Origin of the sequence: Myxococcus llanfairpwllgwyngyllgogerychwyrndrobwllllantysiliogogogochensis (assembly GCF_006636215.1) — a bacterium.
Lineage (GTDB): Bacteria > Myxococcota > Myxococcia > Myxococcales > Myxococcaceae > Myxococcus > Myxococcus llanfairpwllgwyngyllgogerychwyrndrobwllllantysiliogogogochensis.
Genome location: NZ_VIFM01000100.1, coordinates 18,412 through 36,928, shown reverse-complemented (window position 1 = coordinate 36,928; position 18,517 = coordinate 18,412). Strand labels below are relative to the sequence as shown.

The 18,517-nt window shown below is 65.0% G+C and carries 16 protein-coding genes; 12 read left to right on the top strand and 4 right to left on the bottom strand.

The window, feature by feature from the left end; genetic code table 11:
- Window positions 1-1,054, top strand: a 1,054-nt coding sequence (locus tag FJV41_RS23985; protein ID WP_181790888.1) for a type I-C CRISPR-associated protein Cas8c/Csd1, incomplete at its 5' end; no start/stop codon positions are given.
- 126 nt (window positions 1,055-1,180) lie between these two features.
- Here FJV41_RS23985 and sitI6 (FJV41_RS23980) read toward each other — a convergent pair.
- Both sitI6 (FJV41_RS23980) and sitA6 (FJV41_RS23975) read right to left on the bottom strand, forming a co-directional pair.
- On the bottom strand, window positions 1,181-1,909 hold the full coding sequence (gene sitI6, locus FJV41_RS23980; RefSeq protein ID WP_141644865.1) for a SitI6 family double-CXXCG motif immunity protein: 729 nt from the start codon (window positions 1,907-1,909) through the stop codon (window positions 1,181-1,183).
- 3 nt (window positions 1,910-1,912) lie between these two features.
- A complete protein-coding gene (sitA6, locus tag FJV41_RS23975) occupies window positions 1,913-2,614 on the bottom strand; it encodes a SitA6 family polymorphic toxin lipoprotein (RefSeq protein ID WP_141644864.1) in 702 nt (233 codons plus the stop codon).
- A 974-nt stretch (window positions 2,615-3,588) separates the two neighbouring features.
- Between sitA6 (FJV41_RS23975) and FJV41_RS23970 the strand changes: the two genes are divergently transcribed.
- A complete protein-coding gene (locus FJV41_RS23970; RefSeq protein ID WP_141644863.1) occupies window positions 3,589-4,446 on the top strand; it encodes a serine/threonine-protein kinase in 858 nt (285 codons plus the stop codon).
- Between the two features lie 385 nt (window positions 4,447-4,831).
- Window positions 4,832-5,818, top strand: a complete 987-nt coding sequence (locus FJV41_RS23965; protein WP_141644862.1) for an AbiTii domain-containing protein — start codon at window positions 4,832-4,834, stop codon at window positions 5,816-5,818.
- A gap of 241 nt (window positions 5,819-6,059) precedes the next feature.
- On the opposite strand, the gene sitI6 (FJV41_RS23960) is transcribed toward FJV41_RS23965, so the two are convergent.
- Window positions 6,060-6,809, bottom strand: coding sequence for a SitI6 family double-CXXCG motif immunity protein (gene sitI6, locus FJV41_RS23960; RefSeq protein ID WP_141644861.1), 750 nt, complete (start codon window positions 6,807-6,809; stop codon window positions 6,060-6,062).
- Window positions 6,810-7,511, bottom strand: coding sequence for a SitA6 family polymorphic toxin lipoprotein (sitA6, locus tag FJV41_RS23955; RefSeq protein WP_141644860.1), 702 nt, complete (start codon window positions 7,509-7,511; stop codon window positions 6,810-6,812). It abuts the gene before it with no gap.
- Between the two features lie 246 nt (window positions 7,512-7,757).
- On the opposite strand from sitA6 (FJV41_RS23955), the gene FJV41_RS23950 reads away from it, so the two are divergent.
- The 9 genes from FJV41_RS23950 to FJV41_RS23910 all read left to right on the top strand — a co-directional run bounded on the left by FJV41_RS23950 (window position 7,758) and on the right by FJV41_RS23910 (window position 18,511).
- Window positions 7,758-8,039, top strand: coding sequence for a hypothetical protein (locus FJV41_RS23950; RefSeq protein ID WP_141644859.1), 282 nt, complete (start codon window positions 7,758-7,760; stop codon window positions 8,037-8,039).
- A 452-nt stretch (window positions 8,040-8,491) separates the two neighbouring features.
- Complete coding sequence (locus FJV41_RS23945; protein WP_141644858.1) at window positions 8,492-8,959, top strand: hypothetical protein; 468 nt, start codon at window positions 8,492-8,494, stop codon at window positions 8,957-8,959.
- A 953-nt stretch (window positions 8,960-9,912) separates the two neighbouring features.
- Complete coding sequence (locus FJV41_RS23940; RefSeq protein WP_141644857.1) at window positions 9,913-10,344, top strand: hypothetical protein; 432 nt, start codon at window positions 9,913-9,915, stop codon at window positions 10,342-10,344.
- Complete coding sequence (locus FJV41_RS23935; RefSeq protein WP_141644856.1) at window positions 10,334-10,960, top strand: hypothetical protein; 627 nt, start codon at window positions 10,334-10,336, stop codon at window positions 10,958-10,960. Before FJV41_RS23940 ends, FJV41_RS23935 begins: the two co-directional genes overlap by 11 nt.
- A complete protein-coding gene (locus FJV41_RS23930; RefSeq protein ID WP_141644855.1) occupies window positions 10,957-11,172 on the top strand; it encodes a hypothetical protein in 216 nt (71 codons plus the stop codon). The genes FJV41_RS23935 and FJV41_RS23930 overlap by 4 nt, the downstream gene beginning before the upstream one ends.
- 109 nt (window positions 11,173-11,281) lie before the next feature.
- Window positions 11,282-12,214 (top strand): hypothetical protein, encoded by a 933-nt coding sequence (locus FJV41_RS23925; protein ID WP_141644854.1) that lies wholly within the window; start codon window positions 11,282-11,284, stop codon window positions 12,212-12,214.
- Window positions 12,215-14,395 (top strand): protein kinase domain-containing protein, encoded by a 2,181-nt coding sequence (locus FJV41_RS23920; protein ID WP_141644853.1) that lies wholly within the window; start codon window positions 12,215-12,217, stop codon window positions 14,393-14,395. It abuts the gene before it with no gap.
- Window positions 14,396-14,452: 57 nt separating this feature from the next.
- The gene (locus FJV41_RS23915; RefSeq protein WP_141644852.1) at window positions 14,453-15,016 is read left to right on the top strand and encodes a hypothetical protein; all 564 of its coding nucleotides are present in this window, start codon (window positions 14,453-14,455) and stop codon (window positions 15,014-15,016) included.
- Window positions 15,017-15,154: 138 nt separating this feature from the next.
- On the top strand, window positions 15,155-18,511 hold the full coding sequence (locus FJV41_RS23910; RefSeq protein ID WP_141644851.1) for a hypothetical protein: 3,357 nt from the start codon (window positions 15,155-15,157) through the stop codon (window positions 18,509-18,511).
- Window positions 18,512-18,517: the final 6 nt, after the last annotated feature.

Genomic DNA, 18,517 nt, shown 5'->3' with positions numbered 1-18,517 from the left:
GGGCGGGATGGGGGCGCGGCTGGTGTCCTTCCGCGCCCCTGCCTTCTCCTCGCACGGACTGGAGCAAGGCGCCAACGCCCCCATCAGCAAACGGGCCGCGCTCGGCTACGTGCTGGCGCTGAACCACCTGCTGGACGCGTCGGGGGCACGCCACTTCCGGCAGGGAATTCGGCTCGCCGGGGACACGGTGCTGGTGTTGTGGACGGACGGCCCTGCGGAGGAGTCGGAGCGCTTCCTGTCGCTGGTGGACCCGACCCTGACCGAGCTCAAGCGTTGGGCGGAATCCTCCATGCCTGTCGACACGCTGCTCCGCCCTGGCGCGCGGCTCTACGGCGCCACGCTCTCTGGCAAGGAGGGGCGCGCCGTCGTCCGCGACATGCTGGAAGCCCAGCTCGCCGAGGTCGTCAGCAACGTCCGGAGCTTCCACGCCCAGCTGCGCTTGGGGGGCGCCCCGTCCTGGCCCGTCCCCGTCTGGGCCCTCCTCCGCTCACTCGAGGGCCGCGCCGGCAGGGAACTCAGTCCGGAACTGGCCACGCGCTTTGCACGGTGCATCCTCACGGGCGAGGCATTCCCGGCCGCACTTCTCACCGCCGCCCTGACGAGGATGGCCGGCGGCGATGAGGACGCGCTCCACCTCGAAACGCGGGCGGGGCTCATCCGCGCATGCCTGCACCGCTCTGGCGGCGCCGCGGCATCCGCCCTTGGAGATGTGCCTGGTGGCACCCTCCCCGCCCCCTTCGTCCTCGGCCGCCTATTCGCCGTCCTGGAGCAACTCGATGGCGGCTCCGGATTCCGCGAGCGCCACTTCGCGCGGTGCTCCCACACCCCATCCTTGGCGTTCCCTGCCCTCCTCCAGCGCGTCGCGTCCAACGCGAGGAACCGCAGGGAGCTTGTGGCGACGAGAGATGCACTCGTCACCGAACTTCTCGGAGGCACGTTCCCCGGCTACCTCAACACCGAGGGGCAGGCGCTTGTCGCCCTGGGGTACGCCCGGGAGGCAGTTTTTCAGACGAAGTCGGGCAGTGCCCCGAAGCGGACCAGATCCGCCTCGTAGGCGGCGCTGTCGCCGAGGACCTCGCGGCGAAGTCCTCCACTCCTTCAGGGGCACTCCGCTGGTGCGCTGTGTCGGCTGGCTCTGTGGGCAGTAGGAGAAGTGACGCTGGTCCTGCGAGCACGATGTTCATGCGGGCGGGGCAATGTCGGACCGCCTCTCGTACCCTGGTGAGCCACTGACATCGAGCGCGACGACATCGGACTCTTCCAACTGCCGTTCAAGTTGCTCGACAACACGCTCGCTTACCACCACCACACTCGCCGTTGCTCGGGCGAAATCGGACGACGGTGGAACCGCCAGGCGCCGCCTCTCGGGCGGCGGCAGGACCCAACTGGCACGTCCACAGGTCTTGCACGGCTTGTGGCGGTCCTCGCCGACCAACGTACCGCCCGGCAGTACCTGCAATTCGAACAGTTCGCCGTCGCTTCCGGCACGTCGGAAAGTCGCTGGCACGGGAACAGCTCCGGTCAGTCCGTCGAGACGCCGCACGACGTCCGGTCGCACCAGCAGTGTCCACGGCATGTGGACGCTCACGGGGCCGAACCGTCCCTGTGCCCGCCCCGTCAATGGGCCAAAGCCCGACCCAGGCGTCACCACTGCGCCGCTAGGCACCAGTGGCAACACGCTCGCTCTCAGCGCCTCGAATTCGGCCCACGGGACGCACCGCGGGCGTTCAAGCGCCTTGGCTCCTCCACCCAGCCTCGACAAATCCACTGCTGGGTAGTCATAGCCTCCTCCACCCCACGTGTTGCCGCACGTGGGGCACGAAACACCGGGCAATTGCCAGCGCCTGCCCATGTCATACCTGCCACTCCACCGCACCTTTTCGCGTTCCTGCAGGGTGTAGTACCGCATCGCTCATTCTCCGGCGGAGTACAGCCGCAGGGTCTGCCAGTACGTCATCGGCATTCCAATTAGCCCATACTTTGTGATCATCCGCCCCCCCTGCTTGAAGTGGTCGTCGCGCGTGGCCGTAAACCTGTTCGCATCAATCCACTTCCTCCAGTCCCGATTCCATGGTCCGCCATCTTTCCCCTCATGCACCCGCCGATGTTCCGCAACGTCGACGAGCAGCGTGTACTGGTGGATGTCGATGTCACTCCTGCGGAAGTACTCCTCAAAGGCGCGGGGGAAGATGTGGTGGCGCTCCTTCTCTCGGCGACTCCACTCTGCGATGGCCTTCTTCGCAGCCTTGACGCTCGGGAGATCATCCCGCCGGTACCACGGGATGATGAACACCGCCTGCCGCCCCGGAAGGGGAACAGCTCCGCCCCAGTATCTCTGGATGCGTGCTGTCGCGCCGTCTGCCCCGCGGGCAGGAGCGAATCGCAGGGCATACGGCGGTGAGGCCAGGTCCTCGCAGCGGAAGAGGCCACATTCGTCCTCGCTGCAGGACGGGGCATAGCAGCCTTCCTCGGACTCCCCCGCCGACTGAGCGCAGGACTCCGCCGAGTCCTCCACGCTCGCGGCGAGCACATCGCCGCTGCCGACGTGTTCCGGCGCTCCGGCGCAGCCAGCGGAGACCAGGAGCAGAACAGCCCACCACCTGAGCGTCGTCATGAGGCCCCCCGGACACGCTGCATCGCTGGGATGCAGATGTGCCGCGAATGCATGTCACCACAGCTTGCGCTTGTTTTGCGGCTTTTCCCATTCCCGTGCCTCTGGCGAACTTCTCTACCGCCAGCGCAGTGATGACGAGCTGCTCGTCGAGGACCTGGGGGGCGCGCCAAGCGCGCTGTGGTGGACCAGCCGCGCGCCGACCGCGCCGGCTCCGCCAGTCGCCCGCGGCGCGGGAGGGGGAACCACCTGAACATGTGGTCATGCCACAGGCCCTGGCGCGGGAGACCGCCCACGCGTCACCCCGTCACGCATCCGCTTGCGCTCAGGCTACCTATTGGGTTGGGTGATTTCTTTACCGTTTCATGGGCGAAACGGTAAATGAAGTCAGCGCGCACAAGCTGTGACTCGCGCCGGCTTTATGGGTTACTGGTGACACTGCATTCGAAGAGCAGCTAACCGACCTAATTCACGGGACATTTCGCGCGAATTACCCAGTTGCGTCAGGCGCTGCGCGACCCCGTTCGAACGGGGTCGGAGGACCTGCGTTTGAACGCAAATCACGCAACCTTGTTGGTGGTCTTGACAGCCATTGGGCGCGGGCGATATTTCTGCCACTCGCCTACTCAGTCGCACGTCAAGGAGGTGCCGGCGAACCAACGGCAACCTGATGCTCATATTCCGAAAAGGAGCCCACACGGATTCCGGCCGTGCGGGCCCCGAGATTCCGAAAAAACGTGACGAGCAATGCTCTTCGAGTCTTCTCGGCCTAGTCGTGGGAACGACTGAGGTGACTCTTAATCGGTCCATCGCCAGACCGTCAAGCACTGCCATGTCACGGTGTATTGCCATGCCGGCCAAGTGCCGACGTGGTGGCAATTCACTGCTGTAAGCCCGGCGCGCCTACGCCGCACAGGCTCACCGAGTGCTCACGGCCGAGACACCATCCATCCGTCGATGGATGGAAAGGCAGCTTCATGCTTCAAACATCGTTGCAGTCTGGGCAGTGTCGATTCAGGGTCGTCCGACACCTGGGAACTGGCGGGCTTGGGCGCGTTGATGAGATTCGAATCATCGAGTCCCTGAACCCCTCACTCCCTCAAGGAGCTCGCTTCGCTCGCAAGCAACTCAATGAGCAGTGGGCTCGCGAGCCCACCGCGAAGAAGCGGCTTGCTCGTGAGATCGCCGCGCTTCGCCAAATGGAACACCCCAACATCATCACGCTCCGAGGGGTCAGCGTTTTTGGTGGCAAGGACCTCTTTTACGTCATGGACCTCTGCCACCAGAGTTCACGCGACCTCCTGCGCAACCAACGCAGCTCGCTCCCCTTGAGAACCGTTTTGAAGTGGGGTGGCGACTTGTCCGCTGCGCTCGCTTACGCACACGAGGAAGGCTTCCTTCACCGCGACCTGAAGCCTGACAACATCCTCCTCACCCGCCACGGCACTCCGGTCATCGCCGACTGGGGGCTGGGGTACTTCGTCCACCAGACCTCCCGTGTGCTTCAGCCACTGACCGTAGCCGGCATGGGGACGGAATACTACTGCTCCAGGGAGCAGTGGCTTACCGGCAAGTGCGGTGAAACGGGTGATGTCTACTCCCTGGGTATCACTTTGGCCGAGTTCGCGCGAGGCGAGCAGGTGCCACTCGCAACTGAAGCGGTCGGGTCGGGCATCACCGATGACGTCGTCCCGGTCTCCTCCCGCGGGGCCGCCCACTTCAACTCGATCATCAAGCGCATGACTCACCCGGTCCCGCGCCGCCGCATTCAGACGATGGAAGAAGTGGAGGTGGAGCTCCGAGTCGCTGCGAGTCTCATGCGAATGCGGGCCTGACGACGGCCTTCGGCCCCCATGCGTTGCCGAAGCATGGGGGCATTGACGCTCTCCGTCGAGTGGGACCGATGCCGCAGGACAGTAGGAGAAATATGGCGCTCATGACGAGCTCAGTGCCCGCCAGGACCTATCGACGGCGTTGGTACTAGGACTCCACTCCCGGGTTAGGGCCCGCTCAGAAATTACTTGTCCGATTTCCGCCCCTGGAGGCGGATTTTCCGGGCATGGGAACGCCTCTCATGGCCACGTAATTTCTGAGCGGGCCCTTACCTCCTCGCCACCATCCGCAGAGAACTCGGTGGCGGAGCGCGCCGCTGGCCCGCACTGTGCTAGCAAGACGTAATGCGCTTCACGCGTTCAGAATAGAAATAGACTGGAGGTCGAAATGCCGCAGAAGTCAGCGATTCTCGAACTACAAGACATGACGCGCGCAAGCAATACGAGCGTGGCCGAGCTCCTTCGCCATGCGAAGGTCATTGCATCGAACCTGAAGCTTGATGAATTTGAAGCATGGATTGACCGCGAGAAAAACGGCTATCCAACCGCGCAGAACCTGCCAGATTATCGCAATGTCCCTTCGCAACTGAGGGTGGTCAATCTAGTGCATGGCTCGGTCCCTGTAGACTTGGGGGTTAATAATCCAGTCGCCGCTCACTTTGCAGCGGCCCCATTTCCGCACGCCATCAGCACAATCTGCCAGATGGCCGCATCGTTCACGTCCGGCGCCGTCGATGCCGATCTGACGCCTGAAGAGCTCGAATTCCTTGTGGAGCTGGACCCCGAGATACAACGCCGCCGCCCGTTTAAACGCATGTCGGCGGCGAGCATCTCTGCCATTCCAGAGGCTGTGCGGGACAAGCTCCTAGATTGGACGGTAGTACTCGTAAAGAACGGTGTTCTCGGCGAGGGAATGGTCTTTACCCAGCAGGATCGTCAGATCGCATCATCCATGACAATCAACAACTTCGGCCACACCATCCACGGCAACCACGGGAGTATTGCGCACGCCGAGAACTCGCCGGGCTCCAGCGTGACAGCCGCCACGGGTGACGCTCAACTCCGTCAGCACATAAAGATGTCAATCGCGCGCACGGCTAAACGCGAAGAAGAACTGTCGGACGCCCTTCAGCGGCTTGCGGATGCCGTCAACAGGAGCCGTGACCTCCCAGAAGAGAAGAAGAGCGAGGCAACCCAGCAGCTCGCCTACGTGGCGGAGCAATGCTCGCTCCCCGCCGACCGTCGACCGCCCCCGACCGTGCTCAAACCCATCGTCAAGGGGCTACGTGAAACGCTGGGTGTCAGTGCCGACGTGTTGCAGGTCTGGCCCGTCGTCGGCCCGATTATCTGTGCGGCACTTGGAATCGTGCTGTAGCGAACACAGGCTGCGGTGGAGGTCGACGAAGACCCTGCCCCTCTACTGCCTGCTGGTCACGCCCACCACCCGACCGAGCCATCCTCAGCAACCTCGTCGGCGGCGCTGTCGCCGAGGACCTCGTGGCGAAGTCCTCGACTCCCTCACTGGCCCTCCGCTGGTGCGCTGTGGCGGCTGGTTCAATGGGCAGTAGGAGAAGTGACCGTGGCGGTGGCCCGTGCAGCCCGGCCTTCAGCGTCAGTCACGGCGACACGTCGATGCCGGATGGGTGGTCTCCCGTCCCCGTCTGGGACCCGCCTGTGACATCCACTGCGACAATCTCCGACTCTTCCAGCTCCCGCCCCAACCGCTCGAGGACGCGCTCGCTGACGACCACGATCGTCCGGCAGATTCTCGCAAAATCGACCGTGGGCACTTTGTCCAGGCGCATTTCGCCGAAGGACGGCAGCGGCAGTTCGGAGTCCGCGCGGCCGCAGGTCCTGCAGGGCTCGCCGGCATCGGCGCCCCGAATACTTCCCCCAGGCCGCACCTCAAGCTCCAGCAGGTCGGCCACCCCCGGCCGCGCCTTGAAGCGTGTAGGGACTGGGATAGCGCCAGTGAGTCCGTTGAGCCGCGTCACCAGGCCCGGCTGAATGAGGAGTATCCACGGCATGTGGATGACCACCGGGGGGAATTTCCCTTTGGCCCTCCCGGTCAACGCGCCAAATCCAGTGCCCGGCTCAACGATGGCTCCTGAGGGCACCAGCGGCAACACTCGCTGCCGCAGCTGTACGAAGTGCTCCCAGGGCACGCACTGCGCCCGTTCCAACTCGCGCTTCTCCGGCAGGGAGGAGAGGTCAACCGTCGGATAGTCGGAGCCGACAGCAGCCCAGGTCTCCTTGCAGGTCGGGCACTTCACTCCGGGCAACCCCCACTGCCGGTCGAAGTCGAAGCTCCCGGTCCACTTTGACCGCTCCACATCGCGTCGTTCCCTCAGAGCGTAGTAGCGCATTCACTCTCCCGAGGCAGCGGTGACCGCCAGCTTCTGCCAGTACGTCATTGGAACACCGATGAGACCATAGCGCTCGACCATCACTCCGCCATGGCGGAAGTACGCCGCGCGCGATGGCTGCGTTCGCTGACTCTCAATCCACACGCGCCAATCTCGATTCCAGGGTCCGCCATCTTTCCCCGCGTGCACCCGCCGATGCTCCGCAACGTCGACCAGCAGCGTGTACTGGTGGATGTCGATGCCGTTCCGCCGGAAGTACACCTCGAAGGCGCGCGGGAAGATGTGGTGGCGCTCCTTCTCGCGGCGACTCCACTCTGCGATGGCCTTCTTCGCAGCCTTGACGCTCGGGAGGTCGTCCTCTCGGTACCAGGGGATGATGAACACGGCCTTCCGCCCTGGAAGGGGAACAGCTCCGCCCCAGAACCTCTGTATGCGCGCTGTCGCGCCTCCTGCAGCCTGCGCAGGTGGGAATCGCAGCGCATACGGCGGAGAGGCGAGGTCCTCGCAGCGGTAGAGGCCACATTCCTCCTCGCTGCAGGACGGGGCATAGCAGCCTTCCTCGGACTCCCCCGCCGACTGCGCGCAGGACTCCGCCGAGTCCTCCACGCTCGCGGCGAGCACATCGCCGCTGCCGATGTGTTCCGGCACTCCGGCGCAACCGGCGACCAGCAACAGAACAGCCCACCAGCTGTGTGTCGTCATTCAGGCCCCCCCGGGCAATCGTCATCGAGAGGATGCCGAGGCGCCGAGTTCTCGTGTCACCGCTGTGCGCACGCGTTGTCTGGCACTCACCACTTCATCGGCGGCGTGCCCCCTCACGAAGGGCCCTTCCGGCCGCGACGGTGCCGACGCCCCCGCTAGAGGAACTGGTGGGCGCGCCGCCGGCCGCGCTGACGTACCGCGCGCAAGGGACGGCTACGCACGGGGACCTCGTGTACGGTGCGCGGCATGCGAGACGTCCGTGCCATCCACGCCGCCGAGTTCCTGGCTCAACTGGCAACCCTCTCGAACGAAGAGGTTGCCGCGCTCATGGAGCGCCATGCCGGAGAGGAAGTGGCGCAGGTGTTCACCGAGGCGACGCGAGCTCTCCTCAGGGAAGTCGCACCTATGCTGCCGGCGGCGAGGCGCACGGACATCCTTGAGCGGGTCGGCGGCCTCATGCTCCTCGGCTACTTGGTCCGCGCGAACGAAGAGGTTGCTCCCCCGCGTCCGCCACGCGTGAACGCATAGAAATGACACCCGGTCGGGCAGCGTCGGCACGGTGGTAGCCCACCGGGTCGAGGGCCAGGTGGCGCCGCCGGCGGGGCCCAGTCGTCTCGGCCGCGGTGGAGCTCGAGCACGTGGCCCTGGCGATGGAGCGCGCTCATGGAGCATCCGGTAGGTGCGAGATGGGCTCTGAGTGCGCCGACGAGTGCGCGTCGAGCCGCCTCATCTGAAAGAGACGTCCTCATACTGGACGACCAGTCTCGGGCTGAGACGCCGCGGCCAAGGTGGCTCGCTCTCACCACTCCCGGCATGAGAGCTGCTCTCCGGCCCCACATGCTCCCTCTCCATCACTTCCTTCGCGTCACTCTCATTACGGCTCTCGTTGCTGCATGTGGCCCTGTCGACGTCGACGACCAGGTCGCCCCCCAGGTTGACGGCGGCCTTGTTCGTCGGGACGCAGGCACGGTGCCCCCTGTGTGTACGCCGAGCTGCTCGGGGCGCTCCTGCGGCCCCGACGGGTGCGGTGGAGGCTGCGGGAGCTGCCAAACGGGCCAGACGTGCTCGCTGGATGGCCGCTGCGCCACCGTGCCCCCTGTGTGTACGCCGAGCTGCTCGGGGCGCTCCTGCGGCCCCGACGGGTGCGGTGGAGGCTGCGGGAGCTGCCAGACGGGCCAGACGTGCTCGCTGGATGGCCGCTGCGCCACCGTGCCCCCTGTGTGTACGCCGAGCTGCTCGGGGCGCTCCTGCGGCCCCGACGGGTGCGGTGGAAGCTGCGGGAGCTGCCAAACGGGCCAGACGTGCTCGCTGGATGGCCGCTGCACCACCGTGCCTCCCGTGTGTACGCCGAGCTGCTCGGGGCGCTCCTGCGGCCCCGACGGGTGCGGCGGAAGCTGCGGCAGTTGCCCGGCCAGGTCCACGTGCTCACCGAGCGGTACCGCCTGTGAATGCACTGCAGGCAGTGTCCCCAACCAGCAGGGTACCGCCTGCGTTGCAGTTGGAGGCGCCTGCACCGGGGTGTCCCGCTATGGCCACTGTGCTGGCGACACGTGGGTCCGATGCGATGGCGGCCGTGTCGTCACTCTCGCGTGCGGCTCGGGCCTATGCCGCACTGTCGATGCGCAGGGCACCGGCGCCTGCGAATGCGGTGGCATCGGTGAGGATGGGGTCTGCGCTGCGCCCGATGGCTCCAGCTCATTGACGCCCAAGACGCATTTCACCTGCGCGAGCATCCTTGGCATCCTCGTCGCGGACAACTGCGCCGAGTCCACCGGCAGTTCTGCGGGCTTCTGCTCTAGCCTCGTCACGGCCTTCGGGACTTCCACCGGCTGCTTCTGTTCCCAGTGCTCGGCCCCGGGCTCAAATAACCAGTGCGCCCCACTCTGCTCCCGGCCCAGCGACTGTCGCTACTACGCGTCGGGCAACTTCCACACGTGTGGCTTCTAGTGGTCCAGGTGAGAGGTCGAGACCTTGACGCACGAGGAACGAAAGGCCCTTGCAACACGGCATGCTCAAGCGGAGGTTGAGCTCCGCGAAGCGCAGCGCCTCTCCGACGGAACTGAGGCGGCACGTAGCCGCATCTGCGCAGCACGGGCCGAGTATGCAGCGGCAGAGGACCTGGTGCTCCAGGCGCTGAAGCTGCTTGCTGAGACGGGGCAATAGGGGACAGGGGGCATCGTGCTGCGGCCAGGACCGTGCGACCGGACGGTGACTCAGAGCGGGTGCGTGCGACCTCTCCCACCTCGTTGGGCAGTAGAAGAGCAGGATTTGTGCTATCCGGAATTGACACGCAGTGAAGTGGCCGCTATGTTTTCCGGGCTTCCGTGCGTTCCCTGCCGGAAGTCCCGCTGGGGCGAGTCCCAGTGGCACAGCCGGGGCGGGTCCCGGAGCGAGGTGAGAAATGCTGCTGCACCTGGAGGCGTCGGCCTCCCCATTTCACAACAGTCCGAGTGAGGCCATGACGGAGAGGAAATCCTTCCCCATTCCGAAGCCGCCGAAGCATTTCAAGCCGGAGGAGGGTTGTTATGCCCCGGGCGCCGACGGACTTCGCTGCGGGAATCTGAAGCTCGTGTCCAAAGGGCTCTGCTCGACGCACTACAACATGGCGCGGTGGACAGGCGAGCTCGCGGCACCGCGGCCGCGTGCGGAGGATGCACCCAACGCCTACCGCGCGCACGGGCTGACGTGGTCCTCGAAGAGGGCGGCCATGGAGGTTGAGAAGCTGGCGAAGGACGCACGGATGTCCATCTCCCTCTTCATCAGCTCGAGCGTTGAGGAAAAGTACAACCTCGCGCCGAAGGCGAAGCGAAAGGCGGTCCGCGATGAGGGGTGATCGCCACGTAGATTGGCCGGGGCTGGTTGGGGGGGTACTCACCGAGTACCAGGCGCACGAAGCTGTTCGTGCGGAGGAAGTCGCAGCAAAGCAACGCGTCCTCGAGCAGCTCGTCGAGCTGACGAAGCCGGCATTGCCGGCGCTCGTGATGGACCTCAAGGTGGGAATGACCCGACGACGGTCTCTGGAGGAGAAGGGGGCCTCTGATGAGCGTTGGGACATTCCGACGCACGAGGGTGTGCCTGTACGCGGGGTGTTGCTGGCGGGTGACTCAGCGCCTCGTCAGCTGCTGCCAGGTGCTCCCGACGGTGAGTACGTCGGCCGCGGAGGCTACCTCCTCGAGGATGGGCGGCTCGCCATCCTCAAGTACCGGGGGACGTGGTCCAAGACTGACGAGGTGTCCGCGGAGTGGCATGCGGACATGACGGTCGTGACGGCCGACGAGGTGGTGAGGCTGTGGAAGTTCGAGGACGTGCTGCAGGGCTTGCAGAAGGCCCTTGTGGGCCACCGCCGCGGCAAGGCGATTGAGGCCTCGAGGGACCGAACCAGGAGGCTCCAGGGAGTCCTCCAGGTGCTCGAGGGAATGACGACGCTGCTGCAGGAGGGTTCGCGATGAAGATTGACTGGACGATGGCCTACACGACGCTCCAGGTGAGCGGGCACCGCGCCGAAATAATTGTTGCTCGCGACGAGCTCCGTCGGGCGGAGTTGGACGTGCGCCTGGCGCCCGTCAGCGCAGCTGCTCAACGCCGCCTGGAGGAGGCTCGCGAGAAGGTCGCGCAGCTTGCTTCAAGGATGGACCACCCCACCCCGAGCGCTCGTTGCTGATTGACGGGTAGTTGTACGGAAGGGTGTGATGGAGCTGTATTGGTATCGCGTTGCAATCCGTGGTAGGCGGATTCTGCGACAAGTCCCCCTCCTCCCCGAGAGGCATCTCGTGAAATTCGTGCTGTTCGTCGTCCTTGCATGCTTGGTTGGCGTCGATGTGGAGGCGGCACAGCGACCGTTGAGCGCGGGTGTCCGGTGGCACACCTACGCTCACTCGTCAGGGGACGTCTACCGCGTGCAGGTGGCGCCTGGCGGTGCTGTTCACCTGCTGTTTCCAGCAGGACTCGCCGGTGAACCTCATTGCACGGACACGTGCATCGAGGAGTCGACGTCCACCGCGGCGAAGGGTGGGCGCTTCCGCTTCCGAAGCGTGGGTACTCCTGGCGTTGGGACAGTGGTGGTGGGTTGGAGTGGCCCTCCAACGGAGCGCGCTTCAGCTCTGCTGTCGGTTGCGGTGGTGGGGCGTTCACAGCCTCTGTCCATCGAGCTGCGCCTTGCTCGCGCTGAGGACGGCGACACCCAAGTGTCCTTCACACCCGCCGATGCTGTCCCCGCTGACGTCCAAGTCGAGAAGCGGGTGGCAGAGCTCAGGGCCGCTGATGCGAATGAATTCGCGAAGCGCCTCAGAGACGCCTCTGCGCGCGCTCTACATGAGCAGGTCCTCCAGACGCACCAATGCAGTCGGGTGGGAGCACGAGAGCGCAAGGCTGACGCGATTTTCGAGGTCGAAGAAATCTGCCACTTCGGCAGGAAGCACTTCTTGACCTTCTCGCTCACGAACCGAGGAAGCGCGACCCTGTTCCCCGGCACTGTCCTCGTGACCCTTGGCTCGGGCGCTGCCGCCATGCCTGTCGACTACCTCAGCCTCCCCTACTTCTCGAAGGAGGGCGCCGAAGAGTCCGGGCTCCTCCACAAGGAGAGCGTGCGCGGAGTCGTGTCCTTCGAGGTTGACGACGAGGAGAAGGCGCGACGCTTTGAGGTGCGGTGGAACGAGGTCCGCGGCGCGAATCGCCAACTGGTTGTGCCTGACGTGAGTTTCTAAATGTCCCAGGAGAGCAAAGCGGTCGCCGAGGAAGTTGACGAGGAGGTTGTGGACCTCGACCTTCACGGTGGAGAGGACCTCGTGTCGGATGACGAGATTCTCGCGGCGGGGCCGCCACCACCCTTTCCCTCGATTGGGGCCGCTCCAGTCTCACCACCGCTCACCCAGCTGACGGCGGAAGCGACGCGTTACTCCATCATCTGCCGGCTCGGCCAGGGTGGGATGGCCGAGGTCTACAAGGGGGAAATGGTCGGCGCGCTCGGTATCAAGCGCCTCGTGGCTATCAAACGAATCCTCCCGGAGAACGCTGCCGACCAGGAGTGGCGGAAGATGTTCTTCGAGGAGGCTCGCGTCGCCACCCTCCTTCGGCATCGCAACATCATCAGCGCCTTCCAGCTCCAGGAGGGTGACGACTCGTCGCTCATGTTGGTGATGGACTACGTCGACGGTGTCGAACTGCGCGGGCTCCTCCGCATGGCCGAATTGAAGGGCACCAGGCTCTCGGTGCCGTTCGCCTGCTACGTCGCAGCCGAGGTGGCTGATGCCCTGCACTATGCCCACCGCATCACTGTGGATGGGCGCCCGATTGAGCTCGTTCATCGCGACGTCAGCTCATCCAACGTGATGATTACCCGCACCGGGGACGTCAAGCTCCTCGACTTCGGGATTGCGAAAACCAACTTTGAGGACAGGGAAAAGACGTCCGCCGGGACGTTCAAGGGCAAGTTCGCGTACATCGCGCCGGAGCAGTTGATAGGAGGGGGAAAGCGGGTCGACGGAAGGGCCGACCAGTGGGCCCTCGCCGTTGTCCTCGGTGAGATGCTGACGGGAAGCCGCATCTTCGCTGGGGACAGCGACTACGAGACGATTCAGCGCGTAACAGGGGCGAGCCCGGCGTACATCCGTGGCCGCTTGGAGGGGCTCCATCCGACCCTGGTCGACATCCTCCTGAAGTCACTCTCTCTCGAGTTGAACGACCGCTTCCCCACGTGCGCGGCGTTCGGCAACGTCCTTCGCCGCTTCGTTGCGACGTCGGGCACCGTCTTCGGTGCAAATGAGGCAGCCGGCGAGCTCGAGGAGCTGGAGTCCGTCCAGCCGGCACCCAGCAGTGAGGGCCCTGGGAAGAAGGTCGACCCGACCAAGATTGCCCGTGCCTCCAAGTCAGCGTCCTCCTTCTCCCTACCGCCTCTGGTCGTCCCTTCGACCGTCGGGAGCCTGGACGCGAGTTCGACGCCCTCCGCTCCGGAAGTCGCCGTGGCGGGCGAGCGTCCGCGCCGGCGCCGCACGGTCGTCTTCGCCGCGGCCGCCGTTCTCGCTGTGACAGTGACCGCCCTCGGGGCGCTCTTCGTGAGCGGGCAGCGGCACGCAGGAGGCGAAACGAGTGGCGTCGGCACGCTGCCTGCCCTTGACGTCGGTGCGATTGCAGGACGAGGTGTTCTGCCAGCTCCGGAACGCTTGGAGAGCCCCGCGCCAGGTCCTTCCCCTGTTGAGGCAGTCGCGGCGTCGGGTGCCATGGCTGACGGACAGCCGGCGGCACCGGTGTTGCCGCTCCAGGGCGAGCCGCGGGTAGTGAAGCCCGAAGGAGCGGTAGCAGCAGCAGCGACGAAGGAGCAACCGCCACCGGAAGGGGCGCCGGCGAAGCATGGCGCCTCAACAGGGGGTGAACGGCCGCCAGCGCAGCAGAAGGCGGATGGCAAGTCTCCACCGACGGACGGCAAGTCTCCACCGGCGGAGAAACTACCTGGGCGGGTCGCGGACGCCAGTGTCCCACCGTTGGTGGAGGCGCCGCCGCCGGCGAAAGTGGCAGAGCCCCCGGCCAAGGTTGTTGCGAGCGGGATGGGCATTGCCGGTGGCACGCTCATTCCGGCCTGCACCACGAGCCACGCCGACCCGAATGCCCCGGGCGACTTCACCGCCGAAGTCTCGGAGAACGTCGAAGCGGGGGGCGCTGTGGTGATTCCGCGAGGGACGGAGTTGACCTGCTCCGTCACCGGAGGCGAAGGGACGCGTGTCGTCGCAAAGTGCGGGGCTTTGGCTCTGGTGAGTGGGCCGAAGAGCTTCGATGGCTTCGCCGTCGACCGAAAGGACCGTCGCCCCGGCATCCGAGGCCCCTTGCCGGACTCTCTTGTCCGTATTCCCAAGGGGAGCTGCTTTCTCGCGCACGTGCGCGTGGCGTTCTGAGGGCAATCTGCGCTATCTCACGCGCGGAGCGTCCAGAACCGGAGACGGAGCCGTCGCTTGAGCGAGACGAAGAAGCCGCGCAGCGAGAAGCAGAAGCCGCCCAGCGAGCAGCCGATGCCGCCCAGCGAGAAGAAGGAGAAGCCGCGCAACTACAAGAGCGTCTCCATGCGGATTCGCACGGTCGAGCTCGAAGTCATGAAGGCTGCGGCGGAGGCGCTGAGCGCTGAGGCGAGCGGGCCTAGCGACGAAATGGTGAAGGTCGACGTCAGCCAGCTCGTCTACACGGCGGCCATGGAGCAGGCGAGGGAACTGGGCTTCACCGCGACCGCCTTCAAGGCTGACCGGACCATCAAAGCGTCCAAGGTGTGGCCCTACGTACCCGAGCGCTCGAAGGATGGCGGAAGCCTTCATGGGCAGACGACCATCTCGATTCACCCGCTCTACCTTCGGACGATTCAGCAGGCGGCGCAGTCGGTGCTGACCAAGGACGGAGAGCCAGTGCCACTGGTGCTCTTCCTCGTTGGCAGCACGATGTGGTTCATCGCGTGCCGTCAGCGCATCGACAAACGGAACCGAGCACTTCAGGCCATCAAGCTCCCCAGTGACTTCTACTACGACTAGAAGTCGTGGTTGCTGCGGCACCTTCCTTGCTATCCGAGTCAGGAACGGGTGCCGAGCCTCATCTCAAGCACTTCACTGTTGAGGCCCCTGGCTGTCATGCTATGACAGTACAGGTCTTGGCCCCCGGGGGTGTTCGTCATGAGTCTGCAGCGGGTTACACTTCTCCTCTTCTTCGCGGCGCTCGGCGCCGCCTGCACTGGTACCGAACTCCCGTCCGGTCCGGGCGGCACACTCACCGGTGTCGTCGTCAAAGGCCCCGTCGCGAAGGCCGACGTCCGTGTCTTCCGCCTGCTCGGCACCGAGCGCGGTGCCGAGGTCGGCCGGGGCGCCACTGACGACGCCGGCGGTTACCACGTGGACGTCGGCATTGAGGAAGGCCCATTCCTCGTCGTTGTCACCGGGGGCAGCTTCGTGGATGAGGCCTCCGCTACTCCTGTTTCGCTCGGCACGACAGAACTGACGGCCTTGGTCCCGTCCTTCACGGCGGGAACTCACCTCACGGACGTCGCCGTGAATGTCGTCACGCACCTCACGGCTGGACTCTCGCTCTACTACGCACGGGTGGAGCACCAGGACATTGTCCAGGCCCATCGTGAGGCATCTGGGCACCTCAACAATCACTTCGGAGCTCTCGACTGGTCTCGCGTCGTTCCCGCCGACCTCACCACCGAGGCCGTGCCGATTCTCGATGACGCCGCGAAGGCCGGCCTCATCACTGCGGCACTGTCGCTTCAGGCCCGCGGTATCTCGGATGCCGCAGGGCTGACGCCCGCGGCGCGGGTTCAGTCGCTCACCCTTCTCTCTGCGCTCTACGATGACCTGGCGTACGACGGCTACTTTGATGGGGATGTGGCACAGCCGCTCGTGCTTCCCCCTGGCATGGAGATTCGCTCCGCTGGGACCACCGCGACGCGTCTCGACAGCAGCATCCCCCGGGTGCGCCTCGCACGCGCCATTGAGGGGTGGCTGACTTCCGACCGCAACACCGCCACGTTCGCCCCGGCAGATGCTCGCCAACTCCAGGACGACTTGTCGCGCGGCAGCAACCCACGAATCTTTCGGACTCCCGGCCAGTCGGGATTCGACAACACCCCGCCGACCGTGTCCTGGAACGTCCGCTTCACGCTCGAAGGCGCCGAAGGCCCCGTTCAGGCAGTAGGAGAAAAGAACCTCGTTGGCGGGGTGCTCCAGGTCCAGGCGTTGGCGAATGACCCGTCGGGGATGAAGTCCCTTGAGGTGATGATTGCGAATGCGCCGATGCCGCCTGTGCCCCAGGGAAACTCGGCCTATCGCTACGAGGGAACGTGGAAGACGGACCAGGATGGACCGTTGACGCTCGTCGCGAAGGCGACGGACTTCTCGGGCAATACCGCCGAGCACGAGTACGTCGTGACGGTGGACAACACGGCGCCGACCCTCGAGGTCGAAGCACCCGTCGAGAGCATTTGCTACAGCGGCGTCCTCCCGCTGGCCTCATACGCTGTGGATGAGGCCGGTATTGGCCAGCACGCGGTGGCAGGGCTCGAGGGTGCGACCTTCACAGGCGGCGCTGAGCTCCTGGGCTCGTGGGCTCCTCCCGCCTCGCCCGCCGATGGTATTTTCCCTGCAACCTTCAGCGCCTGTGACCTGGTGGGCCATTGCGTGCGTCAGGAGATCTCCGTTCGTGTCGACCGGACTCCCCCCGTCCTCAGCTTCTGGCAGCCCCCTACAGCGGCGACGAACTCCAACACCGTCACCTTCCTGGTGTCCGCAGTCGATGTCTCCGCGGGGGTCGACAGGGTCTTCGGACGGCTCGCCACGAAGCCGACGGAACGTGTCGCTGGTGTGTACGAGTCGTCCTCGCGAGCGTTCCAAGTGACGATGCCAGTCGAGGGTGAGGGCAAGGTGAGCTACGTCCTTTGGGCCGAGGACGTGGCGGCCCCGCGGAACTCGGGCGCGACGAGAGGAGTGAATCCATACGTCCTCACTCCGACGGTGGTGCGGGATACCAAGCCTCCTGTCGTCCAACTGCTCAGCGGCCGGGAAGGTGGCGTGTATCGCTCGGAGCGCGACATCGCCCATGCGGAGTCCGCGACGGGCGTCCCCGTCATGCCAGTGCAGTACACCGGCCTCAATAGCGTCGAAGAAGCTATTGGTGAGGGAGGCATCCTCTACAAGTCGGTCACCCGCCTGTCACCAGGTCCGCTCACCGCAGCTGACCTCGAAGCACTCAAGGGCAACACTCCGTGGCTTGGATTCTCGGTGCTGGAAACTGCGACTGAGGCGCCAATCAATTTGGTCACGTACTCCATCTCTTGCACCGGCTGCGGTTCACCGGCGACGAGTACTGGCAACCTCCTGGACTGGAAGCTTCGGTCCTCACAGGGAGACCGCACCTACGCACTTCCCATCACCACTGACACCATTCCCGGGCTCCGGAACGCAGTGACATCGCCTGTCACATTGAAGGTGACAGTGACAGCGCGCGACGCCGCCGGAAACATTGGTAGTGCCCCCCCTGTGAATTTGACGCTTCACTTGGTGACACCCACGCTCTCGATTGCCGAGCAGACGGCCTATCCATCGGCTCGTGACTTGAAGAGCCCCTACGGGTACCGCGTTTCGGGCCATTTCCCCTATGCCGACCTGTGGGCACCGGAGACACTTGCGTTCGAGGGAACGAGCGTGATGCGGATCGCCCGATTCCATGTTCGGAACCCTCACTCGGTGCCGATGGTCGTCAACATCACCCAGTCCCAGCCAGGGGCCTGGAAGGTTGTCGAGGCCTGGTCGACCGAGGCTCGCCCTGATGCAACAGGAACCCGTGTCGCAGATGGGTTTAGCTTTGCCGCGAGCTACGAATGGGACCTCTCGGGGGCCTACGGTTTATGTGCTACGAGCGGTGGCACCCGGCCGCCGTATCCCTGCTCTGTCTCGGATGGAATCCCGGAAACTTATCCACTGCACCCCATGGGTTCAACGCAGCAGTGGACATGTGATGCGGGCTCTCCTTCGACTGTCTCAATTGTCGGGCAATACGGCCACTGGGACAGCATCGGCTACGGCTCACCTCAGCCACTGGGTGGAGAGTACGAGTCGTCCCGAGCTCCGTCGGGCTACACCTTGAGTGGACGCGCTGCATGGCGTGTTCCGGCTGCAACAGGGACAACGCCCGGCGAGATTGTGCTGTACGTGGTCGTCCCAAGGGGACGCTCGGCGCCGCTGCCGACTCTCACGGCTGTAGGGGACCACTACGAGTACGTCTACGGCATTGGCTACAGCACCCGGAAGACGAGTACTTGCCGGTTCGACGGTGTGACCCAGTACATGGCCACCAACGACCGCAGGCTGTTCGTCCGTACGCTCAACTCAGCGCTGCTGGACGTGGCGCTGACCTACAACGTCAATGCCGTCACCACGCACGTAGCTGGTGGTGACGTGTTTCCCGCTGTCGGTGCTCCCCGTGTCATCAAGACGGGCGTAGTTTCGAAGGCTGTTGACCTCTCGGCTAATTGAAGGGCC

Coding starts and splice junctions, on each gene's coding strand:
- FJV41_RS23950 (WP_141644859.1), top strand. CDS start 7,758: ATGCGAGACGTCCGTGCCATCCACGCCGCCGAGTTCCTGGCTCAACTG.
- FJV41_RS23935 (WP_141644856.1), top strand. CDS start 10,334: ATGAGGGGTGATCGCCACGTAGATTGGCCGGGGCTGGTTGGGGGGGTA.
- FJV41_RS23965 (WP_141644862.1), top strand. CDS start 4,832: ATGCCGCAGAAGTCAGCGATTCTCGAACTACAAGACATGACGCGCGCA.
- FJV41_RS23930 (WP_141644855.1), top strand. CDS start 10,957: ATGAAGATTGACTGGACGATGGCCTACACGACGCTCCAGGTGAGCGGG.
- sitI6 (WP_141644865.1), bottom strand. CDS start 1,909: ATGCGGTACTACACCCTGCAGGAACGCGAAAAGGTGCGGTGGAGTGGC.
- FJV41_RS23940 (WP_141644857.1), top strand. CDS start 9,913: ATGCTGCTGCACCTGGAGGCGTCGGCCTCCCCATTTCACAACAGTCCG.
- FJV41_RS23910 (WP_141644851.1), top strand. CDS start 15,155: ATGAGTCTGCAGCGGGTTACACTTCTCCTCTTCTTCGCGGCGCTCGGC.
- FJV41_RS23920 (WP_141644853.1), top strand. CDS start 12,215: ATGTCCCAGGAGAGCAAAGCGGTCGCCGAGGAAGTTGACGAGGAGGTT.
- sitI6 (WP_141644861.1), bottom strand. CDS start 6,809: ATGCGCTACTACGCTCTGAGGGAACGACGCGATGTGGAGCGGTCAAAG.
- sitA6 (WP_141644864.1), bottom strand. CDS start 2,614: ATGACGACGCTCAGGTGGTGGGCTGTTCTGCTCCTGGTCTCCGCTGGC.
- sitA6 (WP_141644860.1), bottom strand. CDS start 7,511: ATGACGACACACAGCTGGTGGGCTGTTCTGTTGCTGGTCGCCGGTTGC.
- FJV41_RS23970 (WP_141644863.1), top strand. CDS start 3,589: ATGCTTCAAACATCGTTGCAGTCTGGGCAGTGTCGATTCAGGGTCGTC.